Genomic DNA, 20,458 nt, shown 5'->3' with positions numbered 1-20,458 from the left:
CAACGGCGTACGGATGCCGCCCACCTCACGAGGTGGGCGGCATCCGTGTGTCCGGGGGGGCGGGGAGGGTGCCGGGTCAGAGCGGTGCGCGGAGCAGGACGTACTCGGAGCCGCGCTGCACGACCGTCCACCGGGCCTGCTGCGTCAGCGCCTCGACGACCGGCTGGCCCTTGGTGAGCAGGGCGTAGGTGCAGCCCGTCCGGCGCACGTAGGCCTGCCAGCCGGGGGCGGCACGCTCGAAGTCGATGTGCTCCTTGACGTGTCCCGTCGCGTAGACCTCGACGCGTCCGTCGATGGTGGGTCGCACGTTCGGGTGCCGCCAGATGAGCCAGCCCCCGACGCCGTAGTCGTTGCACACGACGGTGCCCTGCGGCAGGGCCGACAGGGGCGCGTCGAGGTCGTTCGCCCCCCACGTCGGGACGGCCGCCCGGGTCGGCAGGACGAGGGCCGCGACGAGCAGTCCGAGCGCCGTGAGCCCGACGGTGAGACCGACCTCGCGCCGCGTCACGGGCTCGCGGTCCGGTGGGAGCAGGCCCTGGATGGTCGCCGCGGCGACCGGGGCGATGACGGCGGCGCCGACGGCGACGGTCCGGCTGTAGAGCAGGGCCAGCCCGATCGCCAGCCCGACGAGGAGGATGTCGGTCCAGCGGGCGCGGTGCCGCGAGCGGGCCCAGACGAGCACGACGGTGCCGGCCAGGGCGAGGAAGGCGAGGAAGCCGGGCTGCCGGAGCGACGGCGGCATCCACTCCTCGATGAACTGCGTCGTCTCGTTGACGGCGAAGGGCGACAGGAGCAGCTCGGGTCCGGTCGGTGTCACGGCGGCTGCGGCGAGGGAGGCCAGGGGCACGAGCGCGAGGCGCAGCCACTGCCGGCGGGTCACCGCACGGTCGAGCGCGATCCCGAGGAGCGCGACGACGCCGATGACGACGCCGAAGAACCACATCCCGTGGGTGCAGGCCCACACCCACGTGACGGGCACGAGCCACCACCGGGGGCGGGCGTCGGTCGCCGAGCGCAGCCACGCGGCCGTGAACGCCACGGCGAAGGCGAACGAGAGCAGGTGCGGGCGCAGCGACAGGCTCTGGCTCATGGCCACGAGCGCGACGGACGTGACGGCGGCCGAGGCGAGGAGCGAGGCCCGCGGACGGGTGGCGCGCCACAGGGTGAGGCCGATGACGGCTCCGCCGAGCGGGAGCAGCCACGCGACACCCGGCAGCCCGAGGAGCTGCTGGACGACGCTCATGAGCAGCTCGGGCAGCCACTCGTGCAGACGCCACGGCTGCGTCGACATCGTGCTCCACGGGTCGGGCCCGTTGAAGGTCCACGTCTCGCGGAGCCGGTCACCGGCCGCGAGGTGCCAGAACGTGTCGGGGTCGCTCACCGGGCGGGCGATCTGGACGACGGCGACGAGGACGACGAGGCCAGGCAGGGCCTGGCGCACGCCGAGGGGCAGCGGGCCGCGCCGTCCGCGCGGAGCAGCCTCCCGGCCTCCGTCGACCGCGCCGTCGACAGCGCCGTCGCCGCCGCCGTCGACCGAGCCGTTCCCGGGGTCGGTGTCCCGGTCGTCGTTCGGTGCCAGCTCGGCGGCCGGGGTGGTTCCCCTCGTGTCGCTCGTCACCGGGCGATCATCCCCGCTCGCCGGACGGAGCGAGGGCTTTTGGGCGGATTGGAGTGCGGCGTGGCGGGTCCCGGGAACACGTCGCGCCGTGCTCTCCCGGTGCTCTCCCGGTGCTCCCCAGCGCTCCTCGGGCGCCCTCCCGTGGGAGGATCGGGGGACTCACCGACCACCCGTCTGGCAGGGACCCTCCATGAAGAAGCTCCTGACCGGTGCACTCGCACTGGCCCTCTCCGTCTCGCTCGCCGCCTGCTCGAAGTCCGTCGACCCGGCAGCCACCCCGTCCACCGCGGCCGGTTCGTCCTCGAGCGCGACCACGCCGTCCGACACGATGTCGTCCGGCACCACCGACGACACGGGCGCCACCGCCTCCGGCACGACGAGCGCGACCGTCGGGCCCGTCGACCAGTCGACGCCCGAGGCCGCGATGACCTCGTGGCTCGGCGCCATGGTCGCCGGCGACGGCAACACCGTGTGCGAGCTCATGGCCACCGGCGGCAAGGCCATCTCGAGCATCCCCGGTGCCGCCGCCGCGTGCGGCAAGACGATCACGCCGATGCTCGACCAGATCAAGGAGCTCGGGGCGGCCTTCCAGGGCCTCAAGATCAGCGGCGCCACCGTCAGCGGCAACAACGCCACGTTCGAGAGCGTCACGACCGAGCCGGCCCTCGCCGCCGACGTCGTCTCGAGCTTCAAGGCCGTCAAGATCGGCGGCAAGTGGTACGTCACGCAGAGCTGAGCGCCTGACGCCGCACCTGTCGACGAGGGGTCCCGACCACGGTCGGGGCCCCTCGTCGCGACCCGAGGGCGTATGCCGTGTGGCGCGCTCCCGGCACGCGGTCGCGGGGGCGCGCGGACGGCATACGACCCCCGGCGGGGACTCGGGAGCGTCAGCAGGTCGTCAGGCGTGTGTGATGATTTGGTCAGGACGTACGGGGCGCGTGGTCCGCGGTCCCGGGAAGGAGTGTGTCGTGAAGGGTCGGGTACTGGTCGTCGACGACGACCTCGCACTCGCCGAGATGCTCGGGATCGTGCTGCGCAACGAGGGGCTCGAGGTCACGCACGTGGCCGACGGCTCCGAGGCGGTCGGCGCCTTCCGTGAGTCGCGGCCCGACCTCGTGCTGCTCGACGTGATGCTCCCGGGGCTCGACGGCATGGAGGTCTGCCGCCGCATCCGTGCCGAGAGCGGGGTGCCCATCGTCATGCTCACCGCACGCACCGACACCGTCGACGTCGTCGTGGGGCTCGAGTCCGGCGCCGACGACTACGTCGTCAAGCCCTTCAAGCCGCAGGAGCTCATCGCCCGCGTCCGCGCCCGGCTGCGCCGCGGCGACGAGCCGGCGCCCGAGAAGCTGTCGATCGGCGACCTCGAGATCGACGTGGCCGGCCACTCCGTCAAGCGTGGCGGCGAGTCGCTGTCCCTGACTCCGCTCGAGTTCGACCTGCTCGTCGCGCTGGCGCGCAAGCCGTGGCAGGTCTTCACCCGCGAGGTGCTCCTCGAGCAGGTGTGGGGCTACCGCCACGCCGGTGACACGCGGCTCGTCAACGTCCACGTGCAGCGCCTGCGTTCCAAGATCGAGCACGACCCCGAGCGGCCCGAGATCGTCGTGACCGTGCGTGGTGTCGGTTACAAGGCCGGCCCGACCTGACATGAGTCAGCCCGCGGCCCGCACCGGACCCGCGAGCCTGGCCTCGCGGGTCGGTTCGGTGCTGCGCGGCGCGTGGCGCCGGCTGCTCCACCTGTGGCGGGCCTCCCTCGGCTTCCGCGTCGTCGTCGTGACGATGCTCCTCGGCATCCTCGTGCTCACCGCGGTCGGGACCTACCTCTACGGCTCGATCGCCCAAGGCCTCGTCGACGGCCGGCAGCGCATCGCCGCCGAGGACAGCCTGCGTGACGCGACCGACGCGCAGGGCCAGTTCGACTCGACCGACCAGACCGACACCCAGGCCAAGCTGACGCAGTTCGCGACGACGCTCATCAACACCTACCGGCGCGACGCCGGCAACGAGACGCGCTACGTCGTGCTGACGCGGTTCGACGACAACGGCTCGCCGTTCATCGTCGGACCGATCGAGAGCGGCAGCGTCGGGGTCCGGTTCATCCCGGACGAGCTGCGCCAGCAGGTCGCGGCCCAGCCCGAGCGCCAGCACCTCCAGGTCGCGACCGTCGAGCAGGGCAACGACAGCATCTCCGCCGTCATCGTCGGCCAGAAGGTCGTGCTCCCGGTAGCCGGCAACTACGGCCTCTACTTCATCTACCCGATGGACCGCGAGCGCGAGATCATCAGCTTCATCGGGCAGACGTTCCTCTTCGGCGGCGCCGCCCTCATCCTGCTCATCGGCGCCATCGCCTTCGTCGTGACGCGGCTCGTGGCCGACCCGGTGCGCCGCGCGGCCGCCGTCGCCGAGCGCTTCGCCGAGGGCAACCTCAACGAGCGCATGCAGGCTAAGGGGGAGGACGACCTCGCGCGACTCGGCACATCCTTCAACGGCATGGCCGCCTCCATCCAGCAGCAGATCGCCCAGCTCGAGAACCTCTCGCGCGTGCAGCAGCGCTTCGTCTCGGACGTGTCGCACGAGCTGCGCACGCCGCTCACGACCATCCGCATGGCCGGAGACCTCATCCACGACTCGCGTGGCGACTTCGAACCCACCGTGGCCCGCTCGGCCGAGCTGCTCCGCGGAGAGCTCGACCGCTTCGAGTCCCTGCTCAGCGACCTGCTCGAGATCTCGCGGTTCGACGCCGGCGCCGCAGTGCTCGAGGTCGAGGCGAGCGACCTGCTCGCCTGCGTCGAGCGGGCCGTCGACGCGCACCGCACCCTGGCTGCCCGAAAGGGCACCCAGCTCGTGGTCAACGCACCGTCGAGCCCCGTCGTCGCCGACATGGACTCGCGGCGGATCGAGCGGATCCTGCGCAACCTCGTGTCCAACGCCGTCGAGCACGGCGAGGGCAAGCCCGTCGAGGTGACGATCGGGTCCAACGACTCCGCCGTGGCCGTGACGGTGCGCGACCACGGTGTCGGGCTCCGTCCGGGTGAGGCGGCGCTCGTCTTCACGCGCTTCTGGCGCGCCGACCCCGCGCGCGCCCGCACGACCGGAGGCACCGGACTCGGCCTCGCCATCGCTCTCGAGGACGCCCGCCTGCACGCCGGCCGCCTCGAGGCGTGGGGCGCCCGCGGCGAGGGGTCGTGCTTCCGCCTCACGCTGCCCCGCCAGGCCGACGCGACGATCACGAGCTCGCCGCTTCCGCTCAGCCCGCTCGCGGCCGAGGCCGCCCGGGCTCGCGCCGCCGGGGGAGGCGACCCGGCGGGTGGCGCGGGTGGCGCGGGCAGCGACGGTGCGTCGGGACCGGGTCGGCCCGCCGACGACGACACGCTGCGCCTGCGCCGCATCGTCGTGGAGCGCGCGCCGTGAGAGCCCGCCGGCTGGTCGGCGTCCTGCTCGTCGCCTCGACCGCGCTCGCGGCCTGCGGCGGGCTGCCGAGCACCGGCCCGGTCGTCGAGGGGCGTGCCCTCGGCGAGGTGCTCAACGAGCCGGTCCGGGTCGTCGCCGTCGGCCCGGTCGACGGTGCGAGCCAGGAGGCCGTCGTCCGCGGCTTCCTCCGGGCGGGCGAGGACACCGACGAGACCCACGCCACCGGGCGCTTGTTCCTCGCGCCCGCGTCGGTCGACCTCTGGCGGTGGTCGAGCGAGGACGTCGTCGTCTACGACGGCGACCTGACCGTGCGCCGGCTGGCCGACGACACCGTCGAGGTCAGCGCGGACGCGCTCGCGCGACTGACGCCGGACGGGCGCTACGTCGAGCAGCCACCGGGCGTCCGGGAGAAGGTCACCTTCGGCCTGACGAAGGTCGGCGGTGAGTGGCGCGTCGAGCTGCCCAGCACCGGGTTCGGTCTGTGGCTCGACAACGACCAGTTCAACCGCGTCTACGTCAACCGGGTCGTGCACTACGCCACGCGTACCGGCCGGGACCTCGTGCCCGACTCGCGGTGGTTCCCGATCGGGACACGGCTGGCCACGACCCTGGCCCGCGCCCAGCTGAGCGCGGTCCCCGGCCACCTGGCGGGCGCCGTCACCACGGGTGTGCCAACGGGCACCCGTCTGGCCGTCAACGCCGTCCCCGTCACCAGCGGGAAGGCCCAGGTCAACCTCAGCAGCGAGGCCCTCTCGGCCGACCCTGCCGCTCGCGCCGCGATGTGGGCCCAGCTGACCAAGACCCTGAGCCAGATCTCGTCCGTGAGCTCGGTGTCGCTCGCCGTCGACAGCACCCAGCTCGAGCTGCCCGGCGGCGTGACGTCGGTGTCCTCGGCCGCGGAGCTCGGCTACGACGTCGTCCCCAAGACCTTCCTCGACACCGCGCAGCTGCGCACGGGCGACGCCCTCCGGCGCTTCGACCCGCGCTACGTGCCCGACACGCAGGACGCGAAGCGACCCGACCTCAAGCCCAAGGACGGGGACATCTCGCGCATCCCCGACACGTGGCGCAGCCTCGCCCTGTCCGTCGACGGCAAGCAGGTCGCCGCCGTGTCGGCGAACCGGCGCGACCTGTCGATCTGGCGGTCCACCGAGCAGCCGAGGTCGGTCGCGCCCTTCGCGACCTCGCTCATCCGACCGGTCTACGACGCCGACGGCTACCTCTGGATCGCCGGCAGCGACGAGCAGGGTGACGACCGGATCTTCGTCCTCGACTCCGTCTCCAGCGACCCCGACTCCGCCCCGAAGCCGATCAGCACGCCGTGGCTCGGCGATCGTCGGGTCAAGGCCGTCGCCGTCGCCGCGGACGCGGCGCGCGTGCTCGTCGTCACCACCGACCGGTCGGGGGGCGACGAGCAGCTCGGTCTCAGCGGCATCGTCAGGGCGACGAACGGCGAGCCCGAGGCGCTGGCGCAGCCCCTGCGCCAGGCGCAGTCCCTGACCCGTATCCAGGACGTCACGTGGCTCGACCCGATCGGCTACGCCGTGCTGGGCCAGGTGCGCAAGGGCGACGCGATGCGCGCGTGGCTCGCGACGATCGGTGCGGGCGTCGACGGCACGCGGTCGGGGGCGGCGCGTCTCAGCGCCGTGCCCGGGGCGGTGACGATCACGACGGTCGGCGGCCCTCGCGGCCTCATCATCGTCACGAGCGACAACCGGGTCCTCGCCCGGGCCGGCTCCAACTGGCCCCTCATCGAGCGCGGCAGCGACGTCCTCGTCCCCGGCGGCTGACGCCTGTTCGTCGGGCCGTCCACATCCCCCGGGACCGGCCGGTCGCCGTCCCCAGTCACGGTCGGACGCCTCGACCCGCGCGCCGTCGTGCGCTGGGCTGGACCCGTGCGAGGGCGTCGCGGGTCGGGGCAGGGGAGCCCGGCGCGCGAGGTCGGGGTCGCGGCGCTCGGGCGTTCGGTCGCGGCAGCCGTGTCGGGCGGCGTGGCCCGGGTGCGTGACAGCGACCTCGTCGACCTCGTCCTGCCGCGCGAGTGCGGCGGGTGTCTTCGTCCGGGCGCCGTCTGGTGCGCTCGCTGTCAGTCCGCCCTCGTCCGTCTGGCCTTCGGGGCACCTGGGTCGCAGGACACGGACGGGCGCTCCACGCACACGCCCGTGGCGCCGGGCGGCGTGCGCGTGCACGGCGGTGGGCCCTGGGTCGTGCCGCACCCGGTCCCGGACGGCATGCCGCCCGTGCACGCCTGGGGCGTCTACGCCGACCCGCTCCGCGCCGCCGTGTCGGCGTGGAAGGACGTGGGCCGACGCGACCTGGAGGCCGTCCTCGTGCCCCTGCTCGCCGCGTCCCTCGACGCGGCGCTGACCGGTGTCGGCTGGGACGACGGGGTCGTGGTCGTCGTCCCGGCGCCCTCCTCGCGACGCGCCGTGCGCGAGCGCGGCGACACGCCGATGACGGGACTGTGTGAGGCAGCGGTCACGCGGCTGGCCGGGCGACCCGGCCCGACGCTCCGGGTCGCGCCCGCGCTGCGCCACGTGCGCAGGGTCGAGGACCAGTCCGGGTTGGGCACGATCGAGCGCCGCGGGAACCTTGCCGGGGCACTGTCCGTGATTCCCCTGTGGCACAGCGTGATCCGGGGACGACGATGCCTGCTCGTGGACGACGTCGTGACCACGGGTGCCACCTTCGCCGAGGCGGCCAGGGCGCTGCGCACGGTCGGCGCCGGGTCCGTCGTGGGCGCCTCCCTGGCCGCCACCCAGCGCACGCGCGGGTGACCTGCGGGGTCCCGCGACGCGCTGACCTGTCCGTTGCATGTGATGTTGCAGGGGGATGCCCGGCACGCCTTCCAGTGGGCGCGTGGCCCAAGTAGTGTCGAGTCGTGGACCCCCGTCCCACGGGGAACGGCCTGCCGGCCGCCTTCCCGGGACGTGATCGACAGGAAGGGGTGGTGCCGCGTCGACCGCGGGCCCGTCCTAGGTGACCAGAGGCCCGGAAACACTCTCACTGCCCGCACGAAGAAGACGTGCGCGATCAAGGAGGAACCGTGGAGATCGTCGTCACTGGACGCCACGTCCAGATCCCCGACCGATTCCGTGAGCAGCTCGACGAGCGACTGGCCAAGGTGCCGGCGCTCGCACCCAAGGTGCACCGCATCGACGTCGTCGTCACCCACGAGCGGGTCGCCCGTGGGTCCGAGAAGGTCGAGATCACGTGCCACGCCAAGGGTCCCGTGATCCGGGCGGAGGCTTGTCTCGACGACAAGTACGCCGCCCTCGACGCGGCCGTGGACAAGCTCATGGACCGCCTGAGGCGGGTGCACGACAAGCGCAAGGTCAGCCGCGGACGACGCATCCCCGAGTCGGTCGCGCAGGCGACCGCCCGCATCGACGCCTCTGCGAACGGTGCGGCCACCGACGACACCTCGTCCGGCGACTCCGGTGACGGCCGGGTCGACGACCTCGAGCGCTTCGGTGCGCTCGGCAACTCGCCCATCGAGGTCCGCGAGAAGATCCACACGGCGGCGCCCATGTCCCTCGAGGACGCCGTGAACCAGATGGAGCTCGTCGGACACGACTTCTTCCTCTTCCACGACGCAGACACCGACCGCCCGAGCGTGGTCTACCGGCGCCGCGGCTGGAGCTACGGGGTGCTGCACCTCGAGACCGACGCGGACGCCGCCGTCGCCGCCACGGGCTGAACCCCTGCTCCCCGGGCATCGACGGCGTCGGGGCGTCCCCTTCGAGGGGGCGCCCCGACGGGCGTCCGGGCCCCGCCGCGCCGACGCGGGCCGTCCAGAGGGCGGCGTGTCCGTGGTCTGGGCCAAGATGGAGCCGTGAACCCGCCCCCCGACGTCATCCGTGTCCTCATCGTCGACGACCACGCCCTCTACCGCCGGGGTCTGCAGACCGTCCTGTCGACGGAGGACGGCATCGAGGTCGTCGGCGAGGCCGCCGACGGGATCGAGGCGGTCGACCAGGCCGAGGAGATCCTGCCCGACGTCATCGTCATGGACGTCGGCATGCCCAAGCGCGGCGGCATCGACGCGTGCCGGGTCATCAAGCAGCGGGTCCCGTCGGCGCGGATCCTCATGCTGACGAGCTCCGACGACGAGGCCAACCTCTTCGAGGCCGTCCGTGCCGGTGCCAACGGCTACCTCCTCAAGGACGTGCCGCCGGAGGAGGTGGCAGCCGGCATCCGGGGCGTCTTCCAGGGGCAGTCGCTGCTCTCGCCCCTCATGGCCTCCAAGCTGCTCGAGGAGTTCAAGGCGATCAGCCAGAAGGACGTGCCGCCCGCGCCCACGCCGGGGCTGGAGCTGCCGCGGCTGACCCACCGCGAGCTCGAGATCCTTCGCAGCGTCGCCAAGGGCAAGCTCAACCGCGAGATCGGCGCCGAGCTGTTCATCTCCGAGAACACCGTGCGCAACCACATCCGCAACATCCTCGACAAGCTGCAGATGCACTCGCGCATGGAGGCGGCGATGTATGCCGTCCGCCAGCGGCTCATCGACCCCGACTGACCCGACCGACCCGACCGACCCCCGACCGAGCCCCGACCGACCCGGCCGAGACGCCAGGAGCGCCGACCATGACCGTTGCCACGCGCGGGATGACCCGGGCGCAGGCGCGCCGCACCGCCATCGCCGCCCAGGGCTTCCTCGACCCGCGTCCCGAGCCCTTCGCCGCGACCATGCGCCACGTGCAGCGGGTCGTCGACCGCGTCGGGGTCGTCCAGATCGACAGCGTCAACGTGCTCGCCCGCAGCCAGTACCTCCCGTTCTTCTCGCGGCTCGGGCCCTACGACCCGGCACTGCTCGACCGGGCCCGCGACCGGGCCCCGAGGCGGCTCGTCGAGTACTGGGCCCACGAGGCGAGCCTCGTCCCGCCGTCGACGTGGCCGCTGCTCGACTTCCGCATGCGCGCCGCCGCCGAGAAGGCGTGGGGCGGCATGCGGCGCATCCTCGAGGAGCGCCCCGACTACGTCGACCTCGTGCGGGCCGAGGTCGAGGCGCGCGGCCCGATGACCGCGCGCGAGGTGGAAGCGGCCCTCCAGCACGACCAGCCCCGGCGCACCGACCACTGGGGCTGGAACTGGTCCGACGTCAAGCAGGCCCTCGAGTACCTCTTCTGGGCCGGGCAGATCAGCTCCGCGGGGCGCACGTCGCAGTTCGAGCGACGCTATGCCGCGCTCGCCGCCACCGCGCCGCCGCCGCTGCGGGCCGCCTGGACCGACCGCCCCGGACCCGAGGCCGATCCCGACCGCTTCCTCGAGCTCGTCCGCATCGCCGCCCGGGCCCACGGCGTCGGCACCGAGCTGTGCCTGGCCGACTACTTCCGGATCAAGCGCGAGGACGCCCGCCCCGCCATCGCCCGCCTCGTCGCGGACGGTGAGCTCATCCCGGTCACGGTGCCGGGCTGGAAGCCGGCCTGGCTCCACGCCGAGGCGCGGCTGCCCCGACGCGTCCACGCCGAGGCCCTGCTGAGCCCCTTCGACTCGCTCGTCTGGCAGCGTGAGCGCATCCACGCCCTCTGGGACTTCCACTACCGCATCGAGATCTACACGCCCGCCGAGAAGCGCGTGCACGGCTACTACGTCCTGCCCTTCCTCCACGGCGAGGCGCTCGTCGCGCGCTGTGACCTCAAGGCGGACCGCGTCGCCGGCGTGCTGCGCTGCCACCGCGTCACCTGGGAGCCCGGGGCACCCGCCGAGGCGCGCCCGGCCCTGCTCGCCAACCTCGAGTCGATGGCCGCCTGGCTCGGGCTGGGTCGCGTCGACCTCCCCGTCGACCGGAACGTCGACCCGGCCACCACCGCCCCGAGCCGCTGAGCGCGCCCGCGGCCACACGGCATACGCCCTCGGTGAGGGGCGGGGCCGGGCCGCTCACGCTCCCGGAACCGGGCCGGGGGCCGATGCGTTGGTCGTTGTGTCCGGAAGGCGGCTAGCCTAGGCGGGTCCCGTGACCCATCACGGGCGATGGAGCCCGCCCACCGGGCGAGTCCACACGTTCAGTCGGGAGTGAGATCACCAGATGGCCGTCATCGAGAAGCTGCTTCGCGCCGGCGAAGGCCGGACCCTGAAGAAGCTCCAGGGCATCGCCAAGCAGGTCAACGCCCTCGAGGCCGACTTCGAGAAGCTCACCGACGAGGAGCTGCGCGACGAGACCAAGGGTTTCCGCGAGCGCCTCGACCGGGGTGAGACCCTCGACATGCTGCTGCCGGAGGCCTTCGCGGCCGTCCGCGAGGCGAGCAAGCGCACCCTCGGCAAGCGTCACTTCGACGTGCAGCTCATGGGTGGCGCCGCCCTCCACCTCGGCAACGTCGCCGAGATGAAGACCGGTGAGGGCAAGACCCTCGTCGCGACCCTGCCGAGCTACCTCAACGCGCTGTCGGGCAAGGGCGTCCACGTCATCACCGTCAACGACTTCCTCGCCGAGTACCAGTCCGAGCTCATGGGCCGCGTCCACCGCGCCCTCGGCATGGAGACCGGCTGCATCCTGAGCCAGATGACGCCCGAGCAGCGGCGCGCCGAGTACGCCAAGGACATCACCTACGGCACGAACAACGAGTTCGGCTTCGACTACCTCCGCGACAACATGGCGTGGGACCCCGCCGAGCTCGTCCAGCGCGGCCACAACTTCTGCATCGTCGACGAGGTCGACTCGATCCTCATCGACGAGGCCCGCACGCCGCTCATCATCTCCGGCCCGGCCGACCTCGCGACGAAGTGGTACGTCGAGTTCGCCCGCATCGCGGCCCGGCTCAACCGCGGCGAGGACGGTCGCGGCGACTACGAGGTCGACGAGAAGAAGCGCACCGTGGGCGTCCTCGAGTCCGGCATCGCGCGCGTCGAGGACCTCCTCGGCATCGACAACCTCTACGACACGGTCAACACGCCGCTCATCGGCTACCTCAACAACTCCATCAAGGCCAAGGAGCTGTTCAAGAAGGACAAGGACTACGTCGTCATGAACGGCGAGATCCTCATCGTCGACGAGCACACCGGCCGCATGCTCCCCGGCCGTCGCTACAACGAGGGCATGCACCAGGCCATCGAGGCGAAGGAGGGCGTCGAGATCAAGAACGAGAACCAGACGCTCGCCACGATCACGCTGCAGAACTACTTCCGCATGTACGACAAGCTCTCGGGCATGACGGGCACGGCCCAGACCGAGGCGGCCGAGCTCAACTCGATCTACAAGCTCGGCGTCATCCCGATCCCGACGAACCGCCCGATGATCCGCAAGGACCAGGCCGACCTCGTCTACCGCACCGAGGTGGCCAAGTACGACGCCGTCGTCGACGACATCGCCGAGAAGTACGCCGTCGGCCAGCCCGTCCTCGTCGGCACCGTGTCGGTCGAGAAGAGCGAGTACCTCTCCCAGCAGCTGAAGAAGCGCGGCATCAAGCACGAGGTCCTCAACGCCAAGCAGCACGAGCGCGAGGCCGCGATCGTCGCCGACGCCGGCCGCAAGGGTGCTGTCACCGTCGCGACGAACATGGCCGGTCGAGGCACCGACATCATGCTCGGCGGCAACTCCGAGTTCCGGGCCGTCGCCGAGCTCAAGCGTCGCGGGCTCGACCCGCACGAGACGCCGGAGGAGTACGAAGCCGCCTGGGACGAGGCCCTCGCCAACGCCGAGCGCGACGTCGCGGCGGAGCACGAGGAGGTCACCGAGCTCGGCGGCCTCTACGTCCTCGGCACCGAGCGTCACGAGTCGCGCCGCATCGACAACCAGCTGCGTGGTCGTTCCGGCCGCCAGGGTGACCCGGGCGAGTCGCGCTTCTACCTCTCGCTCAACGACGACCTCATGCGCCTGTTCAACGCCGGCCTCGTCGACCGCTTCATGCAGACCGCCGGCATGGAGGACGACGTGCCGATCGAGTCCAAGATGGTCACGAACTCGATCCAGAAGGCCCAGGGGTCGGTCGAGGCGCAGAACTACGAGATCCGCAAGAACGTCCTCAAGTACGACGACGTCATGAACCGCCAGCGCCAGGTCATTTACGACGAGCGCCGCGCCGTGCTCATGGGCGAGGACCTCCACGAGCAGCTGCGGCTCTTCGTCAACGACGTCGTCGGTTCCTACGTGGACGCCGCCACGGCCGAGGGCTTCGCGGCCGACTGGGACCTCGAGAAGCTCTGGGAGGCGATGCGCCAGGTCTACCCCGTCTCGCTCAGCATCGAGGCGGTCGAGGACATGGCCGGCGGCCGGCAGGCCATCACGGCCGACCTGCTGCGTGAGCAGCTCATGTCGGACGCGCACCACGCGTACGACCAGCGTGAGGAGACGCTCGGCTCGGAGACGATGCGCGAGGTCGAGCGCCGGGTCGTCCTTTCGGTCCTGGACCGCAAGTGGCGCGAGCACCTCTACGAGATGGACTACCTCCAGGAGGGCATCGGTCTGCGGGCGATGGCCCAGCGCGACCCGCTCATCGAGTACCAGCGCGAGGGCTTCCAGCTCTTCGAGGCGATGATGGAGGCCATCAAGGAGGAGTCGGTCAGCCACCTCTTCTCCGTCGAGGTGCAGCTGCCCGAGGCCGCTGCCGCTCCCGTCGGCGCCGCGCCGATGTCGGTCGGGGACCTCGTCAGCGGTCTCGCCGCCGCGGGGCACGTGGCCGACGACGCGACCGGTGCCGCCGCCCGCAACGGCGAGACCGACGAGGAGGCGGAGGCCGCCGCCGCAGGACGTCGCCCCTTCGGCTCCGGTGTCCGTGTCTCCGGCGTCGACCTCGACCCGGAGGCCCAGCGCCCGGCGACCCTGCACTACACCGCCCCAGGTGAGGACGGCCGTGCCGTCGAGACCGGCGGCCAGCAGACGGTCGAGCGCAAGGCCGACCGTCGCGGCAAGAAGGTCAAGCGCAAGCGCCGCTGACTCACCACGCGAGACGGCCCGGGCCCCCGAGGGTGCCCGGGCCGTCTGCATGCCGGAGCGGACGTATGCCGGGGGCGCGCCCGTCGCTGACGCGTGCCGTCAGCCGATGGTGAGCGCGGTGACGAGCCAGCGTCCGTCGAGGCCCTCGAGCCGCAGGGCCAGGGCGCGGACGCGTCCGTGGGACACGACGACGGCGCACGCCTCGACGATGCCGTCGGCGGGCTCGCACACGCGGACCCGACGTACGACGGCCGCGCGACGCGGGCCTGGTGCGCGACGTCGGCCGGCGACCATGGCCTGCCGCGCGATGACGGAGTAGATGGTCGGCGCCGTGTGCCGGATGAGCTGCGGCGCGGGTCGCTGACCCGACACGACCTCGACGATGGCCTGCGCGAGACGGGCCACGAGCGGGGCCGGCTCCGGGAGCAGGCTCGTGCGGGTCGGCTGCCGGCCGAAGTCCTCGTCGTCACGTGCGCCGAAGAAGTCGAGGGCGAGCGCGTCCTGCGCGTAGGGCGGCTCCCCGTGCCAGGCCTCGTCGGCGCTGATGATCCGGGGCGCCGTCTGGGGGATGCGCCGGACGGTGAAGCCGTCGCGGGCGGGGGTCGGCGTCTGGCCGGACGCGGTCGTCGCTCTGGTCATCACCGGGCTCCCTGCTCCGCCGGGGCGCCGCTGCCGGCACCGACGTGGGTGGTGGACGGGTGGGGCGCGGTGGCGCGGGTCCCGCGCGTTGCCGGGTGCGACGTGCTCGAGGGTGGACGCAGCTGCTGGCCCGGCACGAGCAGGTCGGGGTCGTCGCCCACGACGTCGCGGTTGGCGGCATACCACCTCGGCCACTCCCGGCAGATCTGAGCGTCGGAGGTGCCCGGACCGAGGTGTCGGGCGGCGATCGTCCAGAGGGAGTCGCCGCGTCGGACGGTGACGAGGTCGTGCGCCGACGTCGCGAGGCGCGGGGCCGGAGCCAGGAGCCGCGACCGGTCGGCGTCGAGCACGGGGACCGGTGGCGTAGGGACGTAGCCGGGCCCGTCGAGCAGCCTCGGAGGTGCCGGTGCGACGAGGTCCTGCGGGGTGTGCCCTGGGGTGGGGGAGTAGCCGGGACCGACGACGGCGACCTCCGGGATGTCGGGGAGGTCAGCACCCGAGGCCTGGCCCGAGGGCCCCGAGGGGTCGGCGGACCCGGCGGTCGGCGCATAACCGGGCGTCAGGTCGGTGGGCGCGTAGCCGGGCGCCAGGTCGGGTGCGGACGCCTGCTCGGCCGGGGATGCGTGGCCCTCGGCGCCGCGTGCGCTCGGACCGGAGCCGGCACTCGAGACGGGCGCCGCAGGCAGGGCCATCGAGCCGACCGTGGCGCCCAGCACGAGTGTCAGCACCTTGCGCACCGCGACCGGGGTGACCCGCTCGGCGACGTCACCCGCCACCCGTCCAGCCGCGCCCGGCAGGAGCGAGGCCACGGCGAAGAGGCTCCCGATCGCCAGCCAGGCCGCCAGCAGGACGCCGACCCAGACCATCAGGAGGAGGAGCACGTCGTCCGGGCGAGCAGCGGCCTCGGCCGTGCCGAGACCTCGCCGCGCGACCGTCAGGAGGTACAGCAGCGTCAGCACGGCGACCGCCAGGCCCGCTGCTCCGGCCGCGGCCTCGCGCCCGACCGCGCGGTCCCGACCTTCGGCGGGCCGGCGAGGTCGGTCGTCCCGGACCAAGTGGCCGGCGGCGCCGCCGCCGGCTCGGCCCGTGGCCTGGGCTCGGTGCGTGCCGGTCGTCGCTGACGCTGTTCCCCTGTGCATGCTTTCATTCAATGCAGTTTGCGTACGTTTGGTCAAGTATGGTGTTGGTCAAGAATCGTCGGCTGGCCGAGGACGCCGGCGCAGGGGAGGGTGTGCGCATGCGCTGGGACCGGCTCTTCGACGACCTCGAGGCGCAGCTCGCGCTGGACGACGTCCGCGAGCTCGAGGCCGAGGTCGCCGACCGCACCCGGCGTGAGCGGGCCCTGCTCGACGTGCACACGCGGCTGCTCGCCAACATCGGCCCGACGCAGGTCGGCCTGCGGCTGCGCGGGCGCGTCGTCTCGGGGAGGCTCGTCGACGTCGGGCCCGACTGGGCGCTCGTCGAGACGGCCCCGGGGCGACCGGTCCTCGTCGCGCTCGCGGCGGTCCGTGCGGTGTCAGGACTGCCGCCTGGGGCTCGGACGCCCTCCGTCGTCGCGCGGCGCTTCGCCCTGGGTGCGGCGCTCCGGGCGGTCAGTCGGGACCGTGCCGTCGTCGAGGTGGTCGACGTGGAAGGGCACCCGGCCACGGGGACGATCGACGTCGTCGGGGCCGACCACCTCGAGCTGGCCGAGCACGCGTCCGACGAGGCGCGTCGTGCAGCCAACGTCACCGGGCGGCTGCTCGTGCCCTTCTGGTCACTCGGCTCGGTGCGGCGGCTCTGACGACCCGGGTGCCGGCTGCCTCACTCCTCGGCGGAGCCGCCGAACGGGTGTGCCTGCACGAACGACTTCGTCTCGGCGTACATCCGCTGGATGTAGCCCTCGAGCTCGGTGGCCTCGACGCGCCACTGGCCCCGCCCGCCGATCTTGATGGCCGGCAGCTCCCCGGACCGCACGAGGGCGTACGCCTGGGCGGAGGAGATGTTGAGGATCTCCGACACCTCGGCGAGCTGCAGGAACCGCTGGGCCACGTTGTCTCCTCCTCAGGGCACCGTCTCGTCGACGGCCTCGAACACACCCGTACCCGCCTCGGTGCGTCCGACCACGGCCGGGGCCGCCCGACTCCGGCAGGGCCGCAGATGGACGGCAGGGAACACCCCCATCCTAGGGATCGGTGCCGCGTGTATTGGCCGTCGTCCCCAGCTGTGCACGCTGACGGGCGGTTTGCCCCCGGTTGATGCAAGATGTTGCCGCGTCCGTCCGCTGCCGTGCGGCGGGCGCGCCCAGTCATCGACCGGCGGACCACAGGGGGCCCACATGACCGAGCTGGCCAGTCCCAGCGCCAAGCGCCTGCAGCGACCGTCCTGGCGCGACAGCCGCCTCGTCGTCGGCGTGCTGCTCGTGGTCGTCGCGGCGACGCTGGGTGCCAAGGCCGTCGCCAGCGCCGACGACCGGGTCCCGGTGTGGGTCGCGGCGAGCAACCTCGTCGCCGGCGACGAGGTCGAGGAGGCCTCGTTCGTGCGCGCGGACGTCCGTCTCGCCGACGGGATGAACGCCTACCTCGCCGCCGACGCCCCGGCCCCGACCGGCTCGTTCATGGTGCGCGACGTGCGCGCCGGTGAGCTCGTGCCCGCGTCCGCCGTCGGCGCCGCCGACGCCGTCGCCGTGCAGCGGGTCACCGTCCGTGCCGACGCGATGTCTACGACCGGGCTGGCCCGGGGCAGCCGGGTGGACGTCTTCGTCACCCCCAAGGCCTCGACGGCGGGCGACGAGGCCACCACACCGACGAAGAAGGTCCTCGAGTCCGCAGCGGTCGCCGCGGTGATGACGAGCAGCGGTGGCTTCGGGTCGGGCTCGATGACGTCGGTGCAGATCTACGTGCCGGCCGACAAGGTCCAGCCGCTCGTCGAGGCGGTGGACGGCGAGGCCAAGCTGACTCTCGTCCCGTCCGTCGGGGCGGTCACCGGCGGCGGCGCATGACCGAGGTCCTGACCGCCCTGAGCCACCAGTGGGAGTCGGCGGTCGCCACGACCCTCGAGGGCCTGCGCGACGTGACGGTGACCCGCCGGTGCGCCGACGTGTCCGAGCTGCTGTCGGTGGCCGACGCCGGGCTCGGTGACACCGCCGTCGTCTCCTCCGACCTGCGCGGCCTCGACCTGACGGTCGTGAACCGTCTGCGCGCCAACCGGATCCGCGTGATTGGGGTGCATCCCACCGATGACGAGGGGGCCGAGCGCCGACTGCGACAGCTGACGATCACCGTCACGGTTCCGGTCGAGGCGGGCGCCGACCGGTGGGAGCAGTCGCTGGACGAGGCCGTGGGTGACGTCGACGGCCTCGAGGCATCCCTGCACGGAGACGCGGCCGACGATGCCGCCGGAACGGGACCCGGCGGCCTCCCCGGTGCGGCCCGTCGTCCGGGCGACCAGTCCGACCCGTCCGACCCGTCCGACCCGTCCGACCCTGCGGAGGCCGCCACCGCCGGTGACGCCGCCTGGCGTCCTGCGGGCGCCGCCACCACCGACGGCTGTGAGGCCTCCGGGTCGCGCGGCGCGGGGCGCTCGCCGGACGACGGCGTGGACGCCGGCCGTGCGACCGGTTCGCGGCTCGGCGGCCCGGAGCGTGCGCCCGTCATCGCGGTGTGGGGACCTACCGGTGCACCCGGGCGCACGACCGTCGCGACGACGCTCGCCGCCGAGGTCGCGAGCCGGGGCGTCGAGGTGCTGCTCGTCGACGCCGACACCTACGGGGGCTGCGTCGCGCAGACCCTCGGGCTCCTCGACGAGGCGCCGGGGGTCGCGGCGGCGTGCCGTGCGGCCGACCAGGGTCTGCTCGACCTTCCTGCGCTCTCGCGGATCGCCCCCGTGGTCGTCCCCGGGCTGCGCGTGCTGACCGGGCTGCCCAAGGCCGAGCGGTGGCCAGAGGTGCGGGCTGCCGCGCTCGAGCGGGTGCTCGAGCTGAGCCGCTCGCTCGTGCAGGTCGTCGTCGTCGACTGCGGCTTCTGCCTCGAGGACGACGAGGAGCTGAGCTATGACACCGTGGCCCCGCGACGCAACGAGGCCACGCTGACCTCCTTGGCGGCTTCCGACCTCGTCGTGGCCGTGGGTGGGGCCGACCCGGTCGCGCTCCAGCGCTTCGTCCGGGGACTCCAGGAGCTCGGCACGGTGCCCTCCGGTGACCCCGTGCCCGTCGTCAACCGCGTCCGCAGCGGCGCCGTCGGGTCCCGTCCCGAGTCCCGCATCGCCGACTCGCTCCTGCGGTTCGCGGGACTCGCGTCCGTGCGGTTCGTGCCCGACGACGCGGCCGGCGTCGACGCGGCGCTGCTCGCCGGGCGCTCGGTCGTCGAGCACGCACCGGACTCCCCGGTGCGTCACGCCGTGGCCGACCTCGCCACCGGCCTGCTGCCCTGGACGGCGCCGACGGCGGAGCGCAGGGAGCGCCGTGAGCGCAGGGAGCGAGGCCGCCGACGGGGGCGCCAGGGCCAGGGCCGCCAGGCGTCGAGTGCGGTCGGCGGCTGAGCTGAGGGCGTCCGGTCAGGGCGCGAAGAGGATCGTCAGACCGCCGAGCGTGTAGAAGACCATGACGACCATGAGCGGCACCTGGCCGATGACCGCCGCGCGACGGTCGAGGACCGTGATCGCCCGCTCGTGGGCGGCGAGGACACCGAGCAGGTGCCCGACGACGATGCTCACGGCCTGGATCGTCGCGACGAGCGTCGGCTGGATGAGCAGGTCGTTCGGGGTGAGGCCGGCGGTGCCGAGCAGGTCGGCGCCGGTGCCGAGGGGGTCGGTCAGCAGGCGCCACGCGTACTGCCCCTGGTAGACCCACAGCGACCAGTAGTGCGCGATGACGTAGCCACCGGCGATCGGGATCAGCGACGGCGCGATGTCGCTGACGAAGGAGAAGGAGCGGGCGAAGGGCTCGCCCGCGAGCCGCACCGACACGGCCGAGGCCAGCCAGATCGTCACCGCCACGAGGCCGAAGAAGCCGAGCAGGGTCGCGGTCCGGAGCAGGCCCGACGGCACGCTCGAGGTCTGCACGAACGTCGCCCACGAGAGGTTGGCCGAGAAGCCGTCGTATGCCGTCCCGCCGAGCATGACGGCGACGGTGGGCACGAGCCCCCGCTGGCCGCGCAGGCCGTTGACGCCGTGGAGCGGGGTCCGCAGCACCCACCGGCCGTCGTGACGCCGCCCGAGCGGTGAGAGCAGACCGAGCAGCCGCGACCACGCCTCGAAGGGGTCCGCGTGGTCGAACCACGTGCGGCCGAAGACGGCCGCGCCGAGCAGCGACACGGCGAAGAAGCCGGCCACGAGGACGCGGAGGAAGCCGAGCGAGGTGTTGTCCTCGGCGACGAGCTCGACCCACGTGAAGGTCCCGAGTCCCAGGGCGGCGGGCCACAGGCCCCAGCGGTAGCGCAGGACCGCGAGGTCGGGTGAGACGCGGGCGAGCCGGAGGAGGCCGGCGTGCAGCGCGCGGAGCGGGTTGATGACCCGCCACACCGGGCCGAGGAGCATCGAGGCGAAGGCGAGGCCCACCCACAGCCACACGTAGACGACCTGGGGCACCGGGTTGCGGGCCGAGTCGGGGCCGAACACGAGGGCCGCCAGGGTCCACACCGTGACGATCCCGGCGAGGACGCGGGCCACGACGCGCACCCAGCGCGAGTCGAGCACGGCGGCGACCGGTCCGGGCAGCAGCACCCCGTCGGTGTCGCGCAGACGCGGCTCGCGCCACAGCGTGCCGATGGCCACGAACGAGATGACGAGCGCCGCGACGGCCGCGATGACGAGGGCGCTGAACGGCAGGGGGAGGTCGCCACGGCTCCCGACGCCGTGGGCCGGGACGATGGCGGGCGCGAAGGCCGGGGCGAGGGCGGGCGCGAAGGCCGGGGCGAGGGCGGCCGGGAGCGGCGCCACGG

General features: G+C 73.1%; 17 protein-coding genes. 12 read left to right on the top strand and 5 right to left on the bottom strand.

Annotation, left to right across the window (positions count from 1 at the left end; genetic code table 11):
• Positions 1 to 76: 76 nt before the first annotated feature.
• Positions 77 to 1,618 carry a hypothetical protein gene (locus tag ACSSS0_RS04360; RefSeq protein ID WP_487230188.1) on the bottom strand — a complete coding sequence of 514 codons (1,542 nt, stop codon included), beginning with the start codon at positions 1,616 to 1,618 and terminating at the stop codon, positions 77 to 79.
• Between the two features lie 190 nt (positions 1,619 to 1,808).
• On the opposite strand from ACSSS0_RS04360, the gene ACSSS0_RS04355 reads away from it, so the two are divergent.
• From ACSSS0_RS04355 to secA, 9 genes are all read left to right on the top strand, one after another.
• On the top strand, positions 1,809 to 2,354 hold the full coding sequence (locus ACSSS0_RS04355; RefSeq protein ID WP_487230187.1) for a hypothetical protein: 546 nt from the start codon (positions 1,809 to 1,811) through the stop codon (positions 2,352 to 2,354).
• Positions 2,355 to 2,586: 232 nt separating this feature from the next.
• Positions 2,587 to 3,264, top strand: coding sequence for an MtrAB system response regulator MtrA (mtrA, locus tag ACSSS0_RS04350; protein WP_435985140.1), 678 nt, complete (start codon positions 2,587 to 2,589; stop codon positions 3,262 to 3,264).
• Position 3,265: 1 nt separating this feature from the next.
• Complete coding sequence (mtrB, locus tag ACSSS0_RS04345) at positions 3,266 to 5,029, top strand: MtrAB system histidine kinase MtrB (protein ID WP_487230186.1); 1,764 nt, start codon at positions 3,266 to 3,268, stop codon at positions 5,027 to 5,029.
• The gene (locus ACSSS0_RS04340) at positions 5,026 to 6,819 is read left to right on the top strand and encodes an LpqB family beta-propeller domain-containing protein (protein WP_487230185.1); all 1,794 of its coding nucleotides are present in this window, start codon (positions 5,026 to 5,028) and stop codon (positions 6,817 to 6,819) included. Before mtrB ends, ACSSS0_RS04340 begins: the two co-directional genes overlap by 4 nt.
• Before the next feature lie 105 nt (positions 6,820 to 6,924).
• Entirely contained in the window at positions 6,925 to 7,806 is an 882-nt protein-coding gene (locus tag ACSSS0_RS04335; RefSeq protein WP_487230184.1) for a ComF family protein, read from the top strand.
• A 269-nt stretch (positions 7,807 to 8,075) separates the two neighbouring features.
• Entirely contained in the window at positions 8,076 to 8,729 is a 654-nt protein-coding gene (gene hpf, locus ACSSS0_RS04330; RefSeq protein WP_487230183.1) for a ribosome hibernation-promoting factor, HPF/YfiA family, read from the top strand.
• Positions 8,730 to 8,864: 135 nt separating this feature from the next.
• The gene (locus ACSSS0_RS04325; RefSeq protein WP_435985145.1) at positions 8,865 to 9,548 is read left to right on the top strand and encodes a response regulator; all 684 of its coding nucleotides are present in this window, start codon (positions 8,865 to 8,867) and stop codon (positions 9,546 to 9,548) included.
• Positions 9,549 to 9,616: 68 nt separating this feature from the next.
• Complete coding sequence (locus ACSSS0_RS04320) at positions 9,617 to 10,855, top strand: winged helix-turn-helix domain-containing protein (protein ID WP_487230182.1); 1,239 nt, start codon at positions 9,617 to 9,619, stop codon at positions 10,853 to 10,855.
• A gap of 202 nt (positions 10,856 to 11,057) precedes the next feature.
• The gene (gene secA / locus ACSSS0_RS04315; RefSeq protein ID WP_487230181.1) at positions 11,058 to 13,901 is read left to right on the top strand and encodes a preprotein translocase subunit SecA; all 2,844 of its coding nucleotides are present in this window, start codon (positions 11,058 to 11,060) and stop codon (positions 13,899 to 13,901) included.
• Between the two features lie 99 nt (positions 13,902 to 14,000).
• Here the strand turns inward: secA and ACSSS0_RS04310 are convergent, their stop codons facing one another.
• Both ACSSS0_RS04310 and ACSSS0_RS04305 read right to left on the bottom strand, forming a co-directional pair.
• The gene (locus tag ACSSS0_RS04310) at positions 14,001 to 14,540 is read right to left on the bottom strand and encodes an Rv3235 family protein (protein WP_487230180.1); all 540 of its coding nucleotides are present in this window, start codon (positions 14,538 to 14,540) and stop codon (positions 14,001 to 14,003) included.
• On the bottom strand, positions 14,540 to 15,679 hold the full coding sequence (locus ACSSS0_RS04305; protein ID WP_487230179.1) for a LysM peptidoglycan-binding domain-containing protein: 1,140 nt from the start codon (positions 15,677 to 15,679) through the stop codon (positions 14,540 to 14,542). Before ACSSS0_RS04305 ends, ACSSS0_RS04310 begins: the two co-directional genes overlap by 1 nt.
• 98 nt (positions 15,680 to 15,777) lie before the next feature.
• Here ACSSS0_RS04305 and ACSSS0_RS04300 point away from each other — a divergent pair, with 98 nt between their 5' ends.
• The gene (locus ACSSS0_RS04300; protein WP_487230178.1) at positions 15,778 to 16,323 is read left to right on the top strand and encodes a hypothetical protein; all 546 of its coding nucleotides are present in this window, start codon (positions 15,778 to 15,780) and stop codon (positions 16,321 to 16,323) included.
• Between the two features lie 20 nt (positions 16,324 to 16,343).
• Here ACSSS0_RS04300 and ACSSS0_RS04295 read toward each other — a convergent pair whose 3' ends face one another.
• Positions 16,344 to 16,571 (bottom strand): helix-turn-helix domain-containing protein, encoded by a 228-nt coding sequence (locus tag ACSSS0_RS04295; protein WP_020142994.1) that lies wholly within the window; start codon positions 16,569 to 16,571, stop codon positions 16,344 to 16,346.
• Between the two features lie 286 nt (positions 16,572 to 16,857).
• Here ACSSS0_RS04295 and ACSSS0_RS04290 point away from each other — a divergent pair, with 286 nt between their 5' ends.
• Together ACSSS0_RS04290 and ACSSS0_RS04285 are read left to right on the top strand one after the other, a co-directional pair.
• Positions 16,858 to 17,520, top strand: a complete 663-nt coding sequence (locus ACSSS0_RS04290) for a hypothetical protein (RefSeq protein ID WP_487230177.1) — start codon at positions 16,858 to 16,860, stop codon at positions 17,518 to 17,520.
• Positions 17,517 to 19,058 (top strand): CpaE/TadZ family protein, encoded by a 1,542-nt coding sequence (locus ACSSS0_RS04285; protein ID WP_487230176.1) that lies wholly within the window; start codon positions 17,517 to 17,519, stop codon positions 19,056 to 19,058. Before ACSSS0_RS04290 ends, ACSSS0_RS04285 begins: the two co-directional genes overlap by 4 nt.
• 15 nt (positions 19,059 to 19,073) lie before the next feature.
• Here the strand turns inward: ACSSS0_RS04285 and ACSSS0_RS04280 are convergent, their stop codons facing one another.
• Entirely contained in the window at positions 19,074 to 20,456 is a 1,383-nt protein-coding gene (locus tag ACSSS0_RS04280) for a hypothetical protein (RefSeq protein WP_487230175.1), read from the bottom strand.
• Between the last annotated feature and the right edge of the window lie 2 nt (positions 20,457 to 20,458).

The sequence above is a fragment of the Terrabacter sp. R4-6 genome (assembly GCF_057529065.1).
This window is presented reverse-complemented; position numbering and strand designations above follow the sequence as displayed.